The sequence below is a fragment of the Pseudogracilibacillus sp. SO10305 genome (assembly GCF_037072005.1).
Classification (GTDB): domain Bacteria; phylum Bacillota; class Bacilli; order Bacillales; family Amphibacillaceae; genus Pseudogracilibacillus; species Pseudogracilibacillus intestinigallinarum.
This window is the reverse complement of the sequence record NZ_JAXHDE010000023.1, coordinates 1-15,878: the sequence shown is the minus strand read 5'-3', so window position 1 is coordinate 15,878 and position 15,878 is coordinate 1. Positions and strand designations below refer to the sequence as shown.

The window sequence follows — 15,878 nt, the reverse complement described above, 5'->3', positions numbered from 1 at the left end:
GTATATCCCATAGAAAACTATTCATCTTTCTATTTAAAAATTAAATTGATTGTATTTTTCAAAACGAACTATACCTTATTTGGATAGTTCTCGAATTGGATTGAACCACTCATCCTCTACCGCAATGAATTTTTCATCCGCTGATTTGTAAAATAATGCCGATTCCTCTGCATCTTCCGGAACGAAAATTTTCTCGTTGTTTGCTACTTCATCCGACGTAAACAACTCTTGTAATTTCTCAAAATCTTCTTCTCCTAATACGTCTGTATTTGCGACAAATGGTGAGTTTAACACTGGTGTTGAATTCATTAAAATAAATTCTTCACCTTGAACCGTATTGAAAGGTTCGGTTGCATTGTCTTTCACTTTATAAACAGTACCAATTTCATTCGGTTCACCTTCGACAATGTCTACATAACTTTCAACACAAGTATCACAAAACGCTGCAACATCCACTTTATTTTGTAATAAGTTTACGGCAGATCCTTGGTGTGAATTTCCAAATAAAACTTGTTCAAAAAATGGTCCACCTTCCATTAAATTGTCTGCAGTTAGATCCGCATATTCCTCTTGCTCTGAAAAGTAATCAACAATCGTTGAAGAAGGCACGACGAAACCTGATGTGGAACTGTTGGAGACGAACGACATTTTCTTCCCAGCAATAGTATCTAATGAAAATTCACCATTCTCTTTGAAATCATCTTGTTCATCAATATTTACACTTAACCAACTATAGTAAATGGCATCATCTAATGTTCCTGAAGGACCTGATGGAACAACTAAAGGTTCAATCGCCTCATTCCCTTCCTTTGCTTCGATATATCCTATAGGACCCATAAATGCTAGTGCTGCATTATTGTTTACAAGGGTTTCAATCGCAATTGCATAGTCTGTCGTTAAATGGTGTTCTACCTTTTTTCCTGTCTTTTCTTCAATTAATGCTCCAATTTCATCACGGGAAGATTTCATATCTTCTCCTGATTCATTTGGATACCAGACAATCTCAATGACGTCACTTTCACTAGATGAATTATTGCCTTTTTTACCATCTACCGCATTCCCACATGCAACTAATAAAGCAGATAACAGTAATATAGTCGTTAGTAAACTTAGCTTTTTTAACATTTCATTACATCTCCCTATTATGTTTATCTTTTACCCATTGACATGTACATCATCTAGGAACTTTCTCGATACACATCCCACCTTATAAGTTATGTGTCTCTTTTATATAAATCGTATAATTATACGAGTGCTTTTTCGATAGATTGTGGACTAACCCATTTACCAAGTGAAACTCCTTTTCCATATATCCCGTGATAATCGGATCCACCAGTCATGACTAAATGGTATGTACGAGCAAGTTCATCTACTCGTTCCATATGTGCAGGAGTATGGTCGAAATGATTCCGTTCAATGCCACGCAAACCGTGGGAAACAAGTGTTGGAACGAGTTCAAATGAGTCTAATTGCCCTGGATGTGCAAGCACTGCGATACCACCATCTTTCACAATTGCTTCTACGGCATCAATGGCACAAACATACGTGATGTCTCCCGATGCAATCCCGTCTCCTTTAAATAATGAACGATATAATAATTGATATTGTTCTGATTGAAACGGTGCATCTGTTAATGCATGCATCATATGTTGCTTATATATAACCTCACTATGTTTTGCGTACTTTTCCACCTCTTTAGCTTGTATGTCATACCCGGCAGCGATTATCTTTTCTAATTGTGCCAATGAATGTTGTTGACGCCGTTGTAAGACAGTATCACATAAAGTTGCAATATGTTGGGCATCTTCCTTATACCGATAACCTAAAATATGCACTTTACGATTTCTCACAAAATCATAAGCTGAAATTTCAATGCCTGGAATAATTTTCATGTCATATAACTTACTTAATCGCCTTGCTTCTGCTACATTTATTTGTCGATCATGATCGACAAAACTAATTTCTGTTAAGCCTGCTTGTTTGGCTCGCTTCACAACTTCTTCCATCGATTCCGAACCATCTGAATAGTTACTATGCAAGTGCAAATCAATCATCTTATTCCGTCCTTTATACGCTATAATGTCTTTCTTTTTTACCACATTCACTTTCAAACTATGTAATCTTTTTTCCACCTGTTTTCCTGTATTACTCCACTCCTACTTTATCTTTTATTTCCATCGTGTACACTTTGTCACATAGACCATCCATAAACTGTAAGTCATGAAAAATTCCAATCAATGTCGTGCCATCTTGTTTTAATTTTTGGATCATTTCCCGCACCTTTATTTTCGAACGATCATCTAAACTTGCTGTTGGTTCATCCAATAAAAGTAAACGGGGCTTTTTAACAGTTGCAATTGCGATGTTTAGCCGTAATTTTTCACCACCGGAAAAGGTATTTGGATATGTGTCCCATAAAGATCTATCTAACTCAAAATGATGTAAAGCTTCTGCGGCACGACTTTTAGCTGTCTTTTTATCTACGCCTATTTCTAAGAGCGCATTTTCTACTAGCTGACGGGCAGTAATTCGTGGCATCACATTTAAAAATTGTGAAACGTAGCCGATCTCATGTTTACGCAAATACACCATTTCTCTTTCTGTCGCTTTACATAAATCGACCGCTCCAAAAAAGTCGGAATCATAAATGATTGCACCTTCATCAGGTAAATAGGAACGATAAATACTTTTTAATATTGTTGATTTCCCACTTCCACTTTTACCGACGATGCCGATAAATTCACCTTTTTCCACCGTAAAATTCACTTCATTTACGGCAGAGATTTTTTTATTTAAATGGTGGATAAAAAAATGTTTCTTAAATCCTTCCACACATAATATCGTCATTTGGACACTCCTCTTCACGTTATATACGATAATTTGTTTCCGTTATAAACAACCCGTCGACCATTGTTTTCGTTAACATTGGGTACCCATGATCCATTTCTTCAATTATTAATAAATCTGCTTTCTTTCCGACTTGAATTGACCCTATTTCATCCTCCATTTTTACCGCTCGTGCAGGGTTGATGGTCACTTTGTTAATCATTTCGCGTAAATCATAGCCGTACTGTTTATGTAGTTGAAAAACAGCATGTAATAAAGCAGATGGATAATAGTCACTACATAAAATATCTGCACAATCATTTTCAATCGCTTCTACAGCAGATAAATTACCTGAATGTGACTTTCCTAATAACACATTCGGTGCCCCAACCACTGTGTATAGTCCTAATTGTTTCGCTCCTCTTGCAACATCTAAAGTAATTGGAAATTCACTAATCGTCGTGCCAAAAGATTGTACTAAATGCAATTTTTCCATATGATCATCGTCATGTGATGCAACAGCAATATTTTTTTCCACTGCTAATGTCGTTATATCTTTAATTTGTTCCGGAGTAATAATTTCAGCACGTTGTTTTTCTGCGATCATCGTTTGGATTTCATTATTTGAGATCGACCGATATCCTTGAATCGTGTCATAGTAATATTGGAGATTTCGATATTGCCCTTGCCCTGGTGTATGATCCATAAACGAAATAAGATGTACTTTATTTTGTTCAATATTTTCTAGTAATAAATCTACACCTTCTGTATTATCGATTTCAAAACGCGCATGTAATCGATGGCGGATTAAATGTAAATCATCACTCGTTTCATGAATTAAATTAATTAATCTTTGTACGTTTTCTTTCGTTCTCATAGCATTTTTTGAGAACATATCTGTTTTATAAAGTGATAAAGAGTGAAACATCGTTGTAATACCATTATTTATTAAAATTTTCTCTGTTTCTTTTAAACTAATATTTAAATCAATTAAACTCGTTGGCCTTGGTGCAGAAATAGTTTCAATATAGTCAGAATGTATGTCGATAAACCCTGATGTAATATAAGCACCATTCGCATCTACCTGCTCAGCATTCTGCCAATTCTTTACCTCTTCATTCGGTACAATTGCATGAATATATTTTCCATCAATGACAAGTGCGTGATTTTCTAAAATTTTTTCTTCTGTAACGATTAAACCGTTATGGATGACATACATAAGAAAAACCTCCTCCAAAGTTAAATTAAGGAATATACTAATTGTTGCGTGTACGCATGTTGTGGATCTTCTAAAATTTGATCTGTTAAACCTTCTTCAATCACTTTTCCATCAAGCATAACAAGTGTCCGGTCCGCCAACATTCGAATAACTGCTAAATCATGCGAAACAACAATCATACTTACGCCAAATTCCACTTGAATATCCTTCATTAAATCAAGTACATTCGCTTGTACAGATAAATCAAGCCCTGTTGTAATTTCATCTAGAAATAAAATCGGCGGATGATTGGATAATGCTTTTGCAATTTGAACACGTTGCTGCATCCCGCCAGAAAATTGTTCCGGGGCATCTTTCACTCGAAAAGATGGAATATTTACCTTTTGTAATAGCTCATTTCCTTTTTCCTCCATCTCCCTTACATTGCGGTTACCAGCTGCAATCATTTTTTCGGCAACATTACTAATTGCTGAATAATCCATTTTCAATCCATAAATTGGATTTTGATATACCATGCCAAACTTATTGTTTCGAATAAAACGTTTTTTTCTAGCAGAGGCTGTTAATAAATTCTCTTCCATGCCTGTTTCATGATGTAAAATCATTTCACCAGTTGTTGCTTCTTGGTCAAAATATAAACATTGCATTAATGTTGATTTTCCACTACCACTTTCACCGACGATGCCTAAGATTTCTCCTTCAAATAGATCAAAAGAAATATCCCTACACGCATGAACAGTTCGACAAGATGCACAATAATTTTTAATCAATGTCTCTTTTTCTGCAGTTCGACATTTCGGGCAAGTTGGACCATAAATCTTCGACAAATTTTTCACTTGTAATAATGGTGCCTCAAACATGTTTCAAAACCTCCTTTTCCTTAGGAAGAGCGTCAATTGGATCATGCTCATTCAATAGACTCATGCAATAACTCGTATCATTGCATTGGTAATATAGCTTCTTCGTTTCTTCTTCGATTAATTCATCTAAAAACGTATTTGTACTTCCACATAGACGACAACTTCTACCGGAAAAGTCTTCCACACGAAACGTATAATCTTCGAATGCCAATGATTGTACATCTGTATACGGAGGTACTGCATAAATTTTCTTTTCTCGTCCCGCACCGAGTAAAATTAATGCATCAGATTGATTCATTTTTTTATTATCAAATCGTGGAATCGGACTTGGTGCCATCACATAACGACCATTAACTAATACTGGATGGTCTGCATCTGTCGTCATACTGCCATGCATCATAATTTGTTCAAATAACTTTAACCATGCACCACTATATTCTTCTTCTGCATGCAATGCTTTCGTTTTTCGTTCACTTTTTTCAATATCTCGTAAAGGTTCTGGCTCAGGTACTTGTAAAACGATAATTTGTTCTTTCGTTAAAGGTACCTCTGGAATCCGGTGCCTCGATTGAATTAGCGTTGCTTCACTCGTCTCCTCCGTACACCTAACATTTGTCGTTTTTTGCACGAACTTTTTTATACTAACTGCATTCACTGATTCATCTGCACCTTGGTCAATTACTTTTAAAATATCTTCTTTACCAATGAGCGATAGAGTTAATTGCAATCCACCTGTTCCCCATCCGCGACCGATTGGAACTTCTCTTGATGCAAATGGCACTTGATACCCCGGAATTGCAACAGCTTTTAATGTTGCTCGACGAATTTCTTTTTTTGCTCCTTCATCAAAATATGCAAAGTTTTCATTCTGCATCATTTGTAGAACGCTCCTTTTTTACATTTCTTACTGCATCTAATTTCGATTGAAAAGTTACATAATGTGGTAATTTTAAATGCGAAATAAATCCTGTTGATTCCACTGCATCAATATGTAACAATACAAACTCTTCATCATGTGTTGGAAATGGTCTGTCTGGATGTTCTAAACATTGATCCAATATACTCATTGCAATTGTTTTCGTCTCATTTTTTCCAAAACAAGCACCATATCCAATTTCAAACTCCAAATCTTCTTCTCCATCTTCGCCCTCTATCGAAATCGGCACGAATGACTCTACTTCTGTAATTGGAATTTCCCCGATATAATGAGCATCCTCCGCATGTTCGCTTTGTTTAGTTTGGATATAAATCGGCACTTGACCATATCGCAACTCTCCAACCGTCGGGTGAACTGCCCCATAACCGCGTAATGATGCATACCCTAGCGCGGTCACCGCACTCGTCATCCCACGTGTCAACATTTGTAAACGAGCACTTCTGTCCATTGGAAATTTAACCGTTTCTTTCGTTATGTCGTATGGATCTTCATTGTTTTTTTCATATACCGGAAATAATCCTTCCGTTCTTAATGTTTCGACTACTTTCGGGAAATGAATGATTTCCTCTGATTCTTTCTCCGTTTCCATGTCTGCTGTATATTGCGCTATTTTCTCTCGATTCATTTCTATCGAATCATTCGCTAACGAAAAATCGATTAATCGATGAGCATAATCGGGTGTGGCTCCAAGTACTTGCCCACCGATAATATCTTTAAAACTTGCAGATATTCTCCGTTCTACAAACATATTTTCTGTTTCCACAATCATGCTCGTATAAAGCCTTGGCATAGTCGACCGGTGAGCCCGAAGTAAAAACACCGCCTCTTCCATGCTACCTTCAGCTTGTTTAATCGCTAATGCAGCTAAATATCGATTGTATAAACTACTCTCTGACATTACTTGGTCTACAAGAGACTTCATCGTTGCCATAATCGTTTCGACTTCCATCATATGTTCAGAACTTAATTTCTCCACTTGCAGTCGTTTTAAAGAAGCTTCAATCGCCTCTGTACCGCTTTTCACAGCAACATAGGCCATTACTGTGTCACCTTCCTTCCTACATGACTCGTTCTTGGAAGGGAAAATATATTTCCATCTTCTTGAACAAAAATCATATCAAAACCGAGTGGGAATTCTTGTAAACGTGCTTCACGAACGGCTAAGACATCTTCGGGTACACCTAGCTTCATTTTATTTACCTCTTTTACACCTGGACCAGTAATCGGTAAAGATGGAAGTTGTTCATTCATTGATTGTTCGATAATAAAAGTTGTTGATAAATGTGGATCTGTCAATGTACCTATAGCGCATTTTTCCATACAACGAATGAGCTGCTGCTCTGAGGTTCCTTTTGGACAAATAATGAAGTCAGCCTTTTCTATCGTTTCATGACGAGCTAAAGTATAAGTGGATATAAGGTCAATCATTTGTTGATTTTCTGTAGGTATGTGAAAAGTGACACTGCTATCTAACAATGTATATAACAATGTTTTCGTCCCTTCCAAACAGGTGACATATGCCATCATATTGTTCGTTTCATTTGGCAATATAAAATTTTCTCCAGGACGTGCCATCGATTGTAAAATTTTTCGATATGCTTTTTGTGTACCATGTACATCATTCAATTCCATTATTATTTCCTCCATCATTTGCAATGTTATACTTCCATCATTTGCAATGTTATACTTCCATCGTTTCAAAGTTTACTTTTGTTTTTAATAAAGCCGTTTGTTTCTTGAACATTTCCGTCTCGATATGTTGTTTCTCTTTTTGTAATGTTTCTTGAATCGATGGAACTTCCATTACTTCCGCTTCAAAAGCTGCATCAATGATTGCTAAATATTTTGCTAACTCCATTTCCGTTCCAATAACGACTCCAACACCAATATCATTTTCTAACATTACTTTGCACTCTGTAACGAGCACCTCTCCTAAATAAAACAAACTATTTTGTGCAGATTCTCGCATTTTCAACATCGTTAACCCATACTGTGGTTCAACTAATGTTGTAAAAGAATATTTTGCTTCTAATGTTTCCGCAATACGTTTGGCTACACTTAGATCTGATTTAATTAAAATTTCGGTCCGCTCTTTTCTTTGCAATGTAACAGCCTCCTCTCACCATTAATCATACAAACGGAATGTGGAATTAAAGTAAAAATAAAATGAAGTAATTGTAAAAAAGTATATAATAAATGTAAAGGAACGATCATGAACATTCATAAATTCATCTGTGGATCCCTTCATGCATCTACTCCAAAGGTCATCAATAGTTTTACCATCATAAAGGATAGGCATATTTGTATTTAGCTTTGTTTTGGGAAATAGTAGGGGTGGCTTGCGTTCTTGGGATTACGACTTTCTTGTTTTTCGAGGTGGATAGCGTGGGCATGCGTCCTTGAGTTTTGGATTTTCGCGATTTCAAGGACGGTAGAGCGGCCCAGAGTCCCTGAGATTACATTTTTTGCGATTTCAAGGACGATAGAGTGATCCACCGTCCTTGAGTTTTGGATTTTCGCGATTTCGAGGACGGTAGAGTGATCCAGCGTCCTTGAGTTTTGGATTTTCGCGATTTCGAGGACGGTAGAGCGGCCCAGCGTCCTTGAGTTTTGGATTTTCGCGATTTCGAGGACGGTAGAGTGGCCCAGCGTCCTTGAGTTTTAGATTTTCGCGATTTCAAGGACGATAGAGCGGCCCAGCGTCCCTGAGTTTTCATTTTTTGCGATTTCAAGGACGATAGAGTGATCCAGCGTCCTTGAGTTTTGGATTTTCGCGATTTCGAGGACGGTAGAGTGATCCAGCGTCCTTGAGTTTTGGATTTTCGCGATTTCGAGGACGATAGAGCGGCCCAGCGTCCTTGAGTTTTGGATTTTCGCGATTTCAAGGACGATAGAGTGATCCAGCGTCCTTGAGTTTTAGATTTTCGCGATTTCAAGGACGATAGAGCGGCCCAGCGTCCCTGAGTTTTCATTTTTCTCAATTTCAAGGACGGTAGAGCGGCCCAGCGTCCTTGAGTTTTATTTTTTGCGATTTCAAGGACTGTAGAGCGGCCCAGCGTCCTTAAGCTTTCATTAAAAATTGATGATGATATACTAAATATATCCTTTGAAATTTGCTATACTAGAAAAGATGATTTTATGAAAGTTCGGAGGGCAATGATGGCTAAATTATTTTTTCATTATTCAACGATGGCAGCAGGCAAAAGTATGGAGATTATAAAGGTTTCTTATAATTACGAAGTTCAAGGGAAAGGTGTTGTAACATTGACTTCTCACTTGGATGATCGTTTTGAGACTGGGAAGATTTGGAGTCGAACAGGCTTTGAACGAACAGCATATACTTTCAATGAGACGACAAATATAAAAGATTTCATTCTCGATTTAGATGAAAAACCACACTCTCTACTCATTGATGAGGCGCAATTTTTAAATAAAGAACAAGTCCTACAATTAACTGAATTAGCAGATGATCACGATGTAACAGTCATGTGCTATGGGTTAAAAAATGATTCGTTCAACAATCTATTTGAAGGATCGAAATATTTATTAATTTATGCGGATAATATAAAAGAATTAAAAACGGAATGTTGGTTCTGCCATAAAAAGGCGACGATGAACTTACGATTTGATCATGAAGGATTTCCCGTGTATGAAGGAGCTCAAATTGAAATCGGGGGAAATGAAAAGTTTTTACCCGTCTGTCGCAAATGTCATAAATCGGTTAAACATATTAACCAAAACGGAACATTTTCAGTATAAATATATATAATTAAAAACACGAATCATCCGGAATTATTTTTTCAAATTCCTGTAATGATTCGTGTTTTTTAGCAATAATGCTTCAGATTGTCGGTTGAATCGTATATGTTTCCCCCGTTTTTGTGAATGTCCAATTTTTAGATAAAAATGTTTCTACCTTTTCAGCTTCTTCCGTCGTTAATGACAGACCTTCTACTGTAAAACCATTCAATGTATAATCAAGGTCTGCTTCTTTTTCCACTTGTAACAACAATAAACGTTGTAAGCCTGGAAACGTTAAAAATTTCACTCGGTACCCATCACGTAAAATATCTTCTAACTGTCCTTCTAACTCATATAATAAAGTGAAATCAGAATCAGACTGTGCCACTCGTTGCATCTGATCCGCTTCTTTCTGTCGAACATAGGAAATAATTTCAGAATGAGAGGCATCACTACTTTTTAATGCTTCTATTAAATATGCTTCCATTAATGTAATCTCATGAATCATTTACATCCACTCCTTTATCTACTCAAATTTTAGCATAAGAAAGGCGATAGAACGAACACATCGCTCCTCGCCAACTTAGCCAACCTATACCGCTAGCTTATTATTGTTTTTCTACTTCTGCAGGCTCATATCCCACTAAATCAACCTTCATTGACTTAATAACTTGATCTTCTTCTGGCTTATCTGCCGAATCTCTTTCTACATTTACAATTTCATCCACGTCATCCATCCCGTCGACTACTTCCCCAAATGCTGCATACTCTCCATCTAAATATTCTGCATCATCTGTCATAATGAAAAATTGTGAACCTGCCGAGTTCGGGTCTTCCGATCTTGCCATCGATAATACACCACGAGTATGTGCTAAATTATTTTCGAATCCATTTGCTTCAAATTCACCTGGTATCGAATACCCTGGTCCACCCATTCCATTTCCTTCAGGGTCTCCACCTTGGACCATGAACCCTGGAATAACACGGTGAAAAATTAGCCCATCATAAAAACCATCTTCTATTAAAGAAATAAAATTATTTACCGTATTCGGTGCGATAGATGGATACAATTCGATCTTTACTTCTCCACCATTTTCCATCGTCATCGTGACAACAGGTTTAATACTTTCATCGACTTTTGCAACGTCTTTTTCCTCATTATTTCCAGTTTCATTCTGCTGTTCTGTTTCTTTCTTTTCCGGCTCATCATTCGCATCGTTTTGACAAGCTGCTAAAACGAGCATACTGATTACAACGAGCATACTCATCATCCATATTTTCCGCACAATCGTACCTCCTAAAATGTCTCTTATCCATTTTATATTGTATCATCTTTTTTACGAAAAAGTCGTGATAAACATATGATAAATACTATCCCTACCAATGCTCCACAACTATCTATTAATACATCTCTAAATTCTCCACTTCGACCAGGGATAAATAATTGGTGTATTTCATCTGATACAGCATACAGAAAAGAAAGGAAAAGCGCATAGAGCCATCTAATCTTCTTTCCTCTTAATACCCAATAAAATAACATCCCTAAAATAAAATACGCAAAAAAGTGAGCACTTTTTCGAATCATCGTATGAAAAATGCTCACATCTATGTCAAACGGTACAATATTTCCGATAACGGATAATATGACGATAACTATATTTGAACTAAGTTCACTAGATTCACTTCCCGGTTGATGGGACAAGTAAAAAATACATCCCATCCATCCTAAAGGAAGTAACCAACGAAAAATTTGTTTATCCTTCATCTAATATTTCCACTTCTTTTTCTATTTTTGGGTCTATTTTCACCCAACCATTTTCAAATGCTTTTACAACGGCTGCCGTACGATCATGTACATTACACTTTTTTAAAATACTACGTATATGACTACTTACGGTAAAATTCGTTACATCTAGCTCTCTAGCTATCATTTTATTATTATAACCTTTTGCTAGCAAGTTTAATACATCTAATTCACGCCTAGTAAAATGATGTGCTAACATTTTCTTCGCTCTTGTTTCTATTTTTGGCATGACACGTACATACTCTTTCAAAATAGGACCTGTAACATGCGGATGAAACCAATATAACCCATTTGAAACAGAACGAATTGCTTCAATAAATCCTTCATAACTCATGTCTTTTAATGAATAACCTATTGCTCCGACATCTAACGCGTCAGACAAATAGTTCTCGGACCGATCAGAAATAATCATCCCTTTTAGATGAGGTAACTGAAGTATATTATTAAATTCTCGCTTATATTGCTGTAAAAACTGGCCACTAATCAATACAATTTTCTCAGAAGGTTGTTCCAATAATGGGAAGAAAACCGTTTTATCATCTGTTACTATATCCACATGAATTGTACGGTTTTTTTCTAACAAATAGCGAAACCCTTCCCAAAAAAGAGAATCTTGATCAATGATGATTAAATTTATTTCTTCGTTGTTCATACATACCTACTCCTGTTTCATTTAACTCTATCACATTCTATATATCGGCATGATTTCGCTATTTTAAAGGAATTTTCCCACTAATTTTTGTCATATTCATGTTACACTATACATATTATTAAATTTTCAGTATATATAAATGAAATATTTGGCAAAACTAAAGAAAAAGGGGATAAACATATGACTTTATTTACAATTTTTATGTCCATTGCAATTTTATTTTTCATTGTAGTATTAGTAATTAAATTAAATGAAAAGCGTTATGCAGTACAAAAATCTGAAGCAGTGGAACGTTTTATTACATACAAAAATATTCACGTAACGAACTTATTTAGCGGGGCTCATTTTGACATCATTCATGATGAGGAGCAGGAAATGATTTGGTACACTGTTTTTCAAAGGAAAAAACTACAATATAAAGAACTACCTTATCATACTATTTATCAAATTGTTTGGAACCTTGATGGAACACCCATTAGAACTGTAACGAGAAACACCCCATCAAAAGAGGCTTTATTAACGAAAGAAAATAATATTGCAGGAAAAACAGAACTTAAAGAAGTCAATGCACAATATCGTGTAAAAGAAGCAACATTAACGATTACACTTGATGAAACGACTACACAAACAATAGAATTACCTCTATTTTCTAGTGCACTTCCAAAAAGTTTCGACGAAGTAGAACAATCTGACATTGCCATTTGGTATAACCTGTTCGTTTCTATCATACAAAAAGAGGAGACAAATAACGCCTCCTCTAGGTAAGCTTTCCTCTTGCATCCACTGGCCACGTACCAATAAGTGTGCCATCACGATGCAATGTATACGTATCAAATAAATTTGCAACGACACATGTATGATTAGGAATAACCGTCCATACATCATTCAATGAAATATCCATCTCTTTATGTAACGGTACAACACCATGCTCTTCTGATAACCGTTCAATTACAAGGGATGGATGTTCTTTTATATATCCATGTCCTTGGATACTATCATTTCCATGTGCTCCCCTATCTAAAGCAAGTGTCTTACTCCCAGCATCCAAAACTACCCTATCTTTTTTCACAGAAACAACACTCGTCTTTACTGTTAACGCACATTCCTCCTTCGTCGCCACACCTAATCCAACTTGAACCATATCAAAAAAGACAGCATTTCCCGGGCGTATTTCCGTAATCCCGTCTACCGCTCCAGCAATTCGATATGTTGGTGTCGAACCAATACTTCGATGACGAATTGTGATGCCTACTTCTTCACATAATCGCACACTTTCAAGCACTGTTTCAGCCTCCTTCCGGCCGATTTCCTCTAACTCTTCTGTTGTTGCTGCTCCATATGCTTGACCGGCATGTGTAAAAATACCATCCAAATATAAACTGCCCGTTTCTTTTATTGATTTTGCTAATGTCACAACTTCTTCATTTGGTTCCACACCGACACGATTTAACCCACTATTCACTTTTATCCAAACATGTAGAGGATTTTCTTCCGTAAACCGTGTGGCAAGCATTTTTGCTTGTTCTACAGAATCAACTGCAACGATAATATGTGCCTTTGTTCGTAATTGTTTTATGCGATCTATTTTCGCTTCATTTGCAATAGGATAAGCGATCAAAATATTATCTATTCCACCTTCTGCCATCACTTCCGCCTCCCCTACTTTAGCGACCGTAATGCCAATTGCACCGTACTTCATCTGTAATTTGGCTATCTCAATACTTTTATGTGTTTTAATATGTGGACGATATTGGACACCATTTTCCTCTGAAAAACGGATAATGTTTTCAATATTGCGCTCTAACTGTGCCACATTTAATAAAAGTGCTGGTGTTTCTACATTCATTTTCATCCTCCTCCATTCTTTCTTTTATCATAATATTTTCGGCAAAAAAAATCATCTTCCTCTTTTTATCCAAAATAACAAAATCAAAATTACCTAATAATCCCAGGAAAAAATAAACATTATTTGACATTTTTCTATAACCTTACCTTTATCGCTAGTTTTACACCATTAACTTCCATATTTAGCATTATTTCCAGTATTCACAGAACTTTAGGACAGGTTTTTAGTCCCGTATATTAAGATTGTGTTACAAAAACTAGTGCCAAATGAATTATTAATTATAAAGTGCTATAATTAAATCACTATTTATTTTTCGGGGTATTTCCAGTTAATTCCCTTTAATTGGATAAACTCGACATATTTTTCGTACACAATGTTTTAAATTATATAAGGAGGATTTTGTCATGGCGAAAAAAGGTATTTTTATGTCTGTAACGGCAACAGCAGTAATTGCTTCTGCATTTGTCGGAGCGGAAAGTGCTGATGCCGCTTCACACAAAGTAAAAAGTGGCGATAATTTATGGACACTCGCAAAAAAGTATGAAACTTCTGTTACAAAATTAAAGAAGTTAAATAACTTATCAGGCGATATGATTTATGTAAATCAAGTGTTAGAAGTTGGTGATAAAGGTAAGGCGAACAGCTCGTCAGCAAACTCTTCTAAAAAATCATCTTCTAACAAGACATCAACTTCAAAAAGCAGTGGTGGCACATACACTGTTAAAAGCGGTGACACATTAAGTCATATTGCAGCAGCAAATGGAGTATCTGTAAATAATTTAATGAGCTGGAACAATTTAAGCTCTACAACTATTTATGCAGGTGAAAAATTAAGCTTGAAAAAAGGGGCTTCAAGCTCTAGTAGTTCAAGCAATTCTAATAGCTCAGCAAGTTCAAATTCTAGCAAAAATAACGGTGCCTCATCATCAAGTACATATACAGTAAAAAGTGGTGACACTTTAGGGGCTATCGCTGCTAAACACGGAGTTTCCGTTAGCAACTTACAAAGTTGGAACAATATTAGCGGTCATATGATTTATCCTGGTGATAAATTAGCAGTGAAAAAAGGCGCTTCTTCTAGTTCTAGTAGCTCTAGCAACTCTAGTAGTTCATCAAACTCTAGTAATGCAAGTAGTTCTTCTGCAAGCACATATACAGTTAAAAGCGGTGACACTCTAGGAGCTATCGCTGCTAAACATGGTGTGTCTATAAGCAATTTACAAAGCTGGAACAATATTAGCGGACATATGATTTATCCTGGTGATAAATTAGCGGTGAAAAAAGGTGCTTCTTCTAGTTCTAGTAACTCTAGCAACTCTAGTAGTTCATCTAGTTCTAGTAATACAAGCAGTTCATCAGCAAGTACGTATACAGTTAAAAGCGGTGACACTCTAGGAGCTATCGCTGCTAAGCACGGTGTGACAGTTAAAAATTTAATGTCTTGGAACAGTTTAGGTTCAGCCATTATTTATCCAGGGGACAAGCTTGCAATTAAAGAAGGAGCAAAAGGTTCTACAAGTAATAACTCTAGTTCAAATAGCTCTAACAACAGTTCCAATAATTCAACTGGTACATCTAACACAACTGCACAAAGTGGCGATCTAATTACAAAAGCGAAATCTGTAATGGGAACACCTTATGTATGGGGTGGTGCATCACCAGGCGGATTTGACTGTAGTGGATTTATTTCATGGGCTTACGACATAGATCGTACAAGTGTTGTAGGATATGATAGTCGCTCATATGAAATTAGCAATCCACAAGTTGGAGATTTAGTTTTCTTTAAAGGAACATACGGTGGTCCAAACCATATGTCACATATGGGAATTTATCTTGGCGGCGGAGACTTTATCCATGCAGGATCTTCTGGTGGAGTACAAATCTCTAATGTTAGTAATTCTTACTGGAGCCAATATTTCGATAGTTACAAGCGTTTCTACTAATTTTAAAACTAAAACGCCCATGTTCATCCAACATGGGCGTTTATTATTGT

17 protein-coding genes are annotated in these 15,878 nt (G+C 36.3%); 3 read left to right on the top strand and 14 right to left on the bottom strand.

The window, feature by feature from the left end; translation table 11 throughout:
• Nucleotides 1-75: 75 nt before the first annotated feature.
• From SPD45_RS13760 to phnG, 9 genes are all read right to left on the bottom strand, one after another.
• Nucleotides 76-1,125: a PhnD/SsuA/transferrin family substrate-binding protein gene (locus SPD45_RS13760; protein WP_336268352.1), complete on the bottom strand. Its 1,050-nt coding sequence runs from the start codon at nucleotides 1,123-1,125 to the stop codon at nucleotides 76-78.
• A 119-nt stretch (nucleotides 1,126-1,244) separates the two neighbouring features.
• Nucleotides 1,245-2,054: a PHP domain-containing protein gene (locus tag SPD45_RS13755; protein ID WP_336268351.1), complete on the bottom strand. Its 810-nt coding sequence runs from the start codon at nucleotides 2,052-2,054 to the stop codon at nucleotides 1,245-1,247.
• A gap of 91 nt (nucleotides 2,055-2,145) precedes the next feature.
• Nucleotides 2,146-2,847: a phosphonate C-P lyase system protein PhnL gene (phnL, locus tag SPD45_RS13750; RefSeq protein WP_336268350.1), complete on the bottom strand. Its 702-nt coding sequence runs from the start codon at nucleotides 2,845-2,847 to the stop codon at nucleotides 2,146-2,148.
• A gap of 19 nt (nucleotides 2,848-2,866) precedes the next feature.
• Complete coding sequence (gene phnM, locus SPD45_RS13745; RefSeq protein ID WP_336268349.1) at nucleotides 2,867-4,045, bottom strand: phosphonate metabolism protein PhnM; 1,179 nt, start codon at nucleotides 4,043-4,045, stop codon at nucleotides 2,867-2,869.
• Nucleotides 4,046-4,065: 20 nt separating this feature from the next.
• On the bottom strand, nucleotides 4,066-4,905 hold the full coding sequence (locus tag SPD45_RS13740; protein WP_336268348.1) for an ATP-binding cassette domain-containing protein: 840 nt from the start codon (nucleotides 4,903-4,905) through the stop codon (nucleotides 4,066-4,068).
• Entirely contained in the window at nucleotides 4,898-5,782 is an 885-nt protein-coding gene (locus SPD45_RS13735) for an alpha-D-ribose 1-methylphosphonate 5-phosphate C-P-lyase PhnJ (protein WP_336268347.1), read from the bottom strand. The genes SPD45_RS13740 and SPD45_RS13735 overlap by 8 nt, the downstream gene beginning before the upstream one ends.
• On the bottom strand, nucleotides 5,769-6,881 hold the full coding sequence (locus SPD45_RS13730; RefSeq protein ID WP_336268346.1) for a carbon-phosphorus lyase complex subunit PhnI: 1,113 nt from the start codon (nucleotides 6,879-6,881) through the stop codon (nucleotides 5,769-5,771). Before SPD45_RS13730 ends, SPD45_RS13735 begins: the two co-directional genes overlap by 14 nt.
• A complete protein-coding gene (phnH, locus tag SPD45_RS13725; RefSeq protein ID WP_336268345.1) occupies nucleotides 6,881-7,474 on the bottom strand; it encodes a phosphonate C-P lyase system protein PhnH in 594 nt (197 codons plus the stop codon). Before phnH ends, SPD45_RS13730 begins: the two co-directional genes overlap by 1 nt.
• A 49-nt stretch (nucleotides 7,475-7,523) precedes the next feature.
• On the bottom strand, nucleotides 7,524-7,946 hold the full coding sequence (phnG, locus tag SPD45_RS13720) for a phosphonate C-P lyase system protein PhnG (RefSeq protein ID WP_336268344.1): 423 nt from the start codon (nucleotides 7,944-7,946) through the stop codon (nucleotides 7,524-7,526).
• 1,055 nt (nucleotides 7,947-9,001) lie between these two features.
• Between phnG and SPD45_RS13715 the strand changes: the two genes are divergently transcribed.
• Complete coding sequence (locus SPD45_RS13715) at nucleotides 9,002-9,601, top strand: thymidine kinase (protein WP_336268343.1); 600 nt, start codon at nucleotides 9,002-9,004, stop codon at nucleotides 9,599-9,601.
• Nucleotides 9,602-9,683: 82 nt separating this feature from the next.
• On the opposite strand, the gene SPD45_RS13710 is transcribed toward SPD45_RS13715, so the two are convergent.
• The 4 genes from SPD45_RS13710 to SPD45_RS13695 form a co-directional block, all read right to left on the bottom strand.
• On the bottom strand, nucleotides 9,684-10,091 hold the full coding sequence (locus tag SPD45_RS13710) for a hypothetical protein (RefSeq protein WP_336268342.1): 408 nt from the start codon (nucleotides 10,089-10,091) through the stop codon (nucleotides 9,684-9,686).
• Between the two features lie 100 nt (nucleotides 10,092-10,191).
• Entirely contained in the window at nucleotides 10,192-10,869 is a 678-nt protein-coding gene (locus SPD45_RS13705; protein ID WP_336268341.1) for a peptidylprolyl isomerase, read from the bottom strand.
• A gap of 32 nt (nucleotides 10,870-10,901) precedes the next feature.
• On the bottom strand, nucleotides 10,902-11,348 hold the full coding sequence (locus SPD45_RS13700; RefSeq protein WP_336268340.1) for a VanZ family protein: 447 nt from the start codon (nucleotides 11,346-11,348) through the stop codon (nucleotides 10,902-10,904).
• Nucleotides 11,338-12,039, bottom strand: coding sequence for a response regulator transcription factor (locus SPD45_RS13695; RefSeq protein ID WP_336268339.1), 702 nt, complete (start codon nucleotides 12,037-12,039; stop codon nucleotides 11,338-11,340). The genes SPD45_RS13700 and SPD45_RS13695 overlap by 11 nt, the downstream gene beginning before the upstream one ends.
• 180 nt (nucleotides 12,040-12,219) lie before the next feature.
• On the opposite strand from SPD45_RS13695, the gene SPD45_RS13690 reads away from it, so the two are divergent.
• Nucleotides 12,220-12,804 carry a hypothetical protein gene (locus SPD45_RS13690; RefSeq protein WP_336268338.1) on the top strand — a complete coding sequence of 195 codons (585 nt, stop codon included), beginning with the start codon at nucleotides 12,220-12,222 and terminating at the stop codon, nucleotides 12,802-12,804.
• On the opposite strand, the gene SPD45_RS13685 is transcribed toward SPD45_RS13690, so the two are convergent.
• A complete protein-coding gene (locus SPD45_RS13685; RefSeq protein WP_336268337.1) occupies nucleotides 12,797-13,885 on the bottom strand; it encodes an alanine racemase in 1,089 nt (362 codons plus the stop codon). The genes SPD45_RS13690 and SPD45_RS13685 overlap by 8 nt on opposite strands.
• Nucleotides 13,886-14,289: 404 nt before the next feature.
• On the opposite strand from SPD45_RS13685, the gene SPD45_RS13680 reads away from it, so the two are divergent.
• On the top strand, nucleotides 14,290-15,828 hold the full coding sequence (locus tag SPD45_RS13680) for a LysM peptidoglycan-binding domain-containing protein (protein WP_336268336.1): 1,539 nt from the start codon (nucleotides 14,290-14,292) through the stop codon (nucleotides 15,826-15,828).
• Nucleotides 15,829-15,878 lie beyond the last annotated feature (50 nt).

What these genes read in the sequence shown, in the direction of transcription:
- SPD45_RS13760 (WP_336268352.1), bottom strand. Translation starts at nt 1,125, where the DNA reads ATGTTAAAAAAGCTAAGTTTACTAACGACTATATTACTGTTATCTGCT.
- SPD45_RS13715 (WP_336268343.1), top strand. Translation starts at nt 9,002, where the DNA reads ATGGCTAAATTATTTTTTCATTATTCAACGATGGCAGCAGGCAAAAGT.
- SPD45_RS13755 (WP_336268351.1), bottom strand. Translation starts at nt 2,054, where the DNA reads ATGATTGATTTGCACTTGCATAGTAACTATTCAGATGGTTCGGAATCG.
- phnM (WP_336268349.1), bottom strand. Translation starts at nt 4,045, where the DNA reads ATGTATGTCATCCATAACGGTTTAATCGTTACAGAAGAAAAAATTTTA.
- SPD45_RS13690 (WP_336268338.1), top strand. Translation starts at nt 12,220, where the DNA reads ATGACTTTATTTACAATTTTTATGTCCATTGCAATTTTATTTTTCATT.
- SPD45_RS13700 (WP_336268340.1), bottom strand. Translation starts at nt 11,348, where the DNA reads ATGAAGGATAAACAAATTTTTCGTTGGTTACTTCCTTTAGGATGGATG.
- SPD45_RS13685 (WP_336268337.1), bottom strand. Translation starts at nt 13,885, where the DNA reads ATGAATGTAGAAACACCAGCACTTTTATTAAATGTGGCACAGTTAGAG.
- SPD45_RS13735 (WP_336268347.1), bottom strand. Translation starts at nt 5,782, where the DNA reads ATGATGCAGAATGAAAACTTTGCATATTTTGATGAAGGAGCAAAAAAA.
- SPD45_RS13710 (WP_336268342.1), bottom strand. Translation starts at nt 10,091, where the DNA reads ATGATTCATGAGATTACATTAATGGAAGCATATTTAATAGAAGCATTA.
- SPD45_RS13695 (WP_336268339.1), bottom strand. Translation starts at nt 12,039, where the DNA reads ATGAACAACGAAGAAATAAATTTAATCATCATTGATCAAGATTCTCTT.
- phnL (WP_336268350.1), bottom strand. Translation starts at nt 2,847, where the DNA reads ATGACGATATTATGTGTGGAAGGATTTAAGAAACATTTTTTTATCCAC.
- phnH (WP_336268345.1), bottom strand. Translation starts at nt 7,474, where the DNA reads ATGGAATTGAATGATGTACATGGTACACAAAAAGCATATCGAAAAATT.
- SPD45_RS13740 (WP_336268348.1), bottom strand. Translation starts at nt 4,905, where the DNA reads ATGTTTGAGGCACCATTATTACAAGTGAAAAATTTGTCGAAGATTTAT.
- SPD45_RS13730 (WP_336268346.1), bottom strand. Translation starts at nt 6,881, where the DNA reads ATGGCCTATGTTGCTGTGAAAAGCGGTACAGAGGCGATTGAAGCTTCT.
- SPD45_RS13680 (WP_336268336.1), top strand. Translation starts at nt 14,290, where the DNA reads ATGGCGAAAAAAGGTATTTTTATGTCTGTAACGGCAACAGCAGTAATT.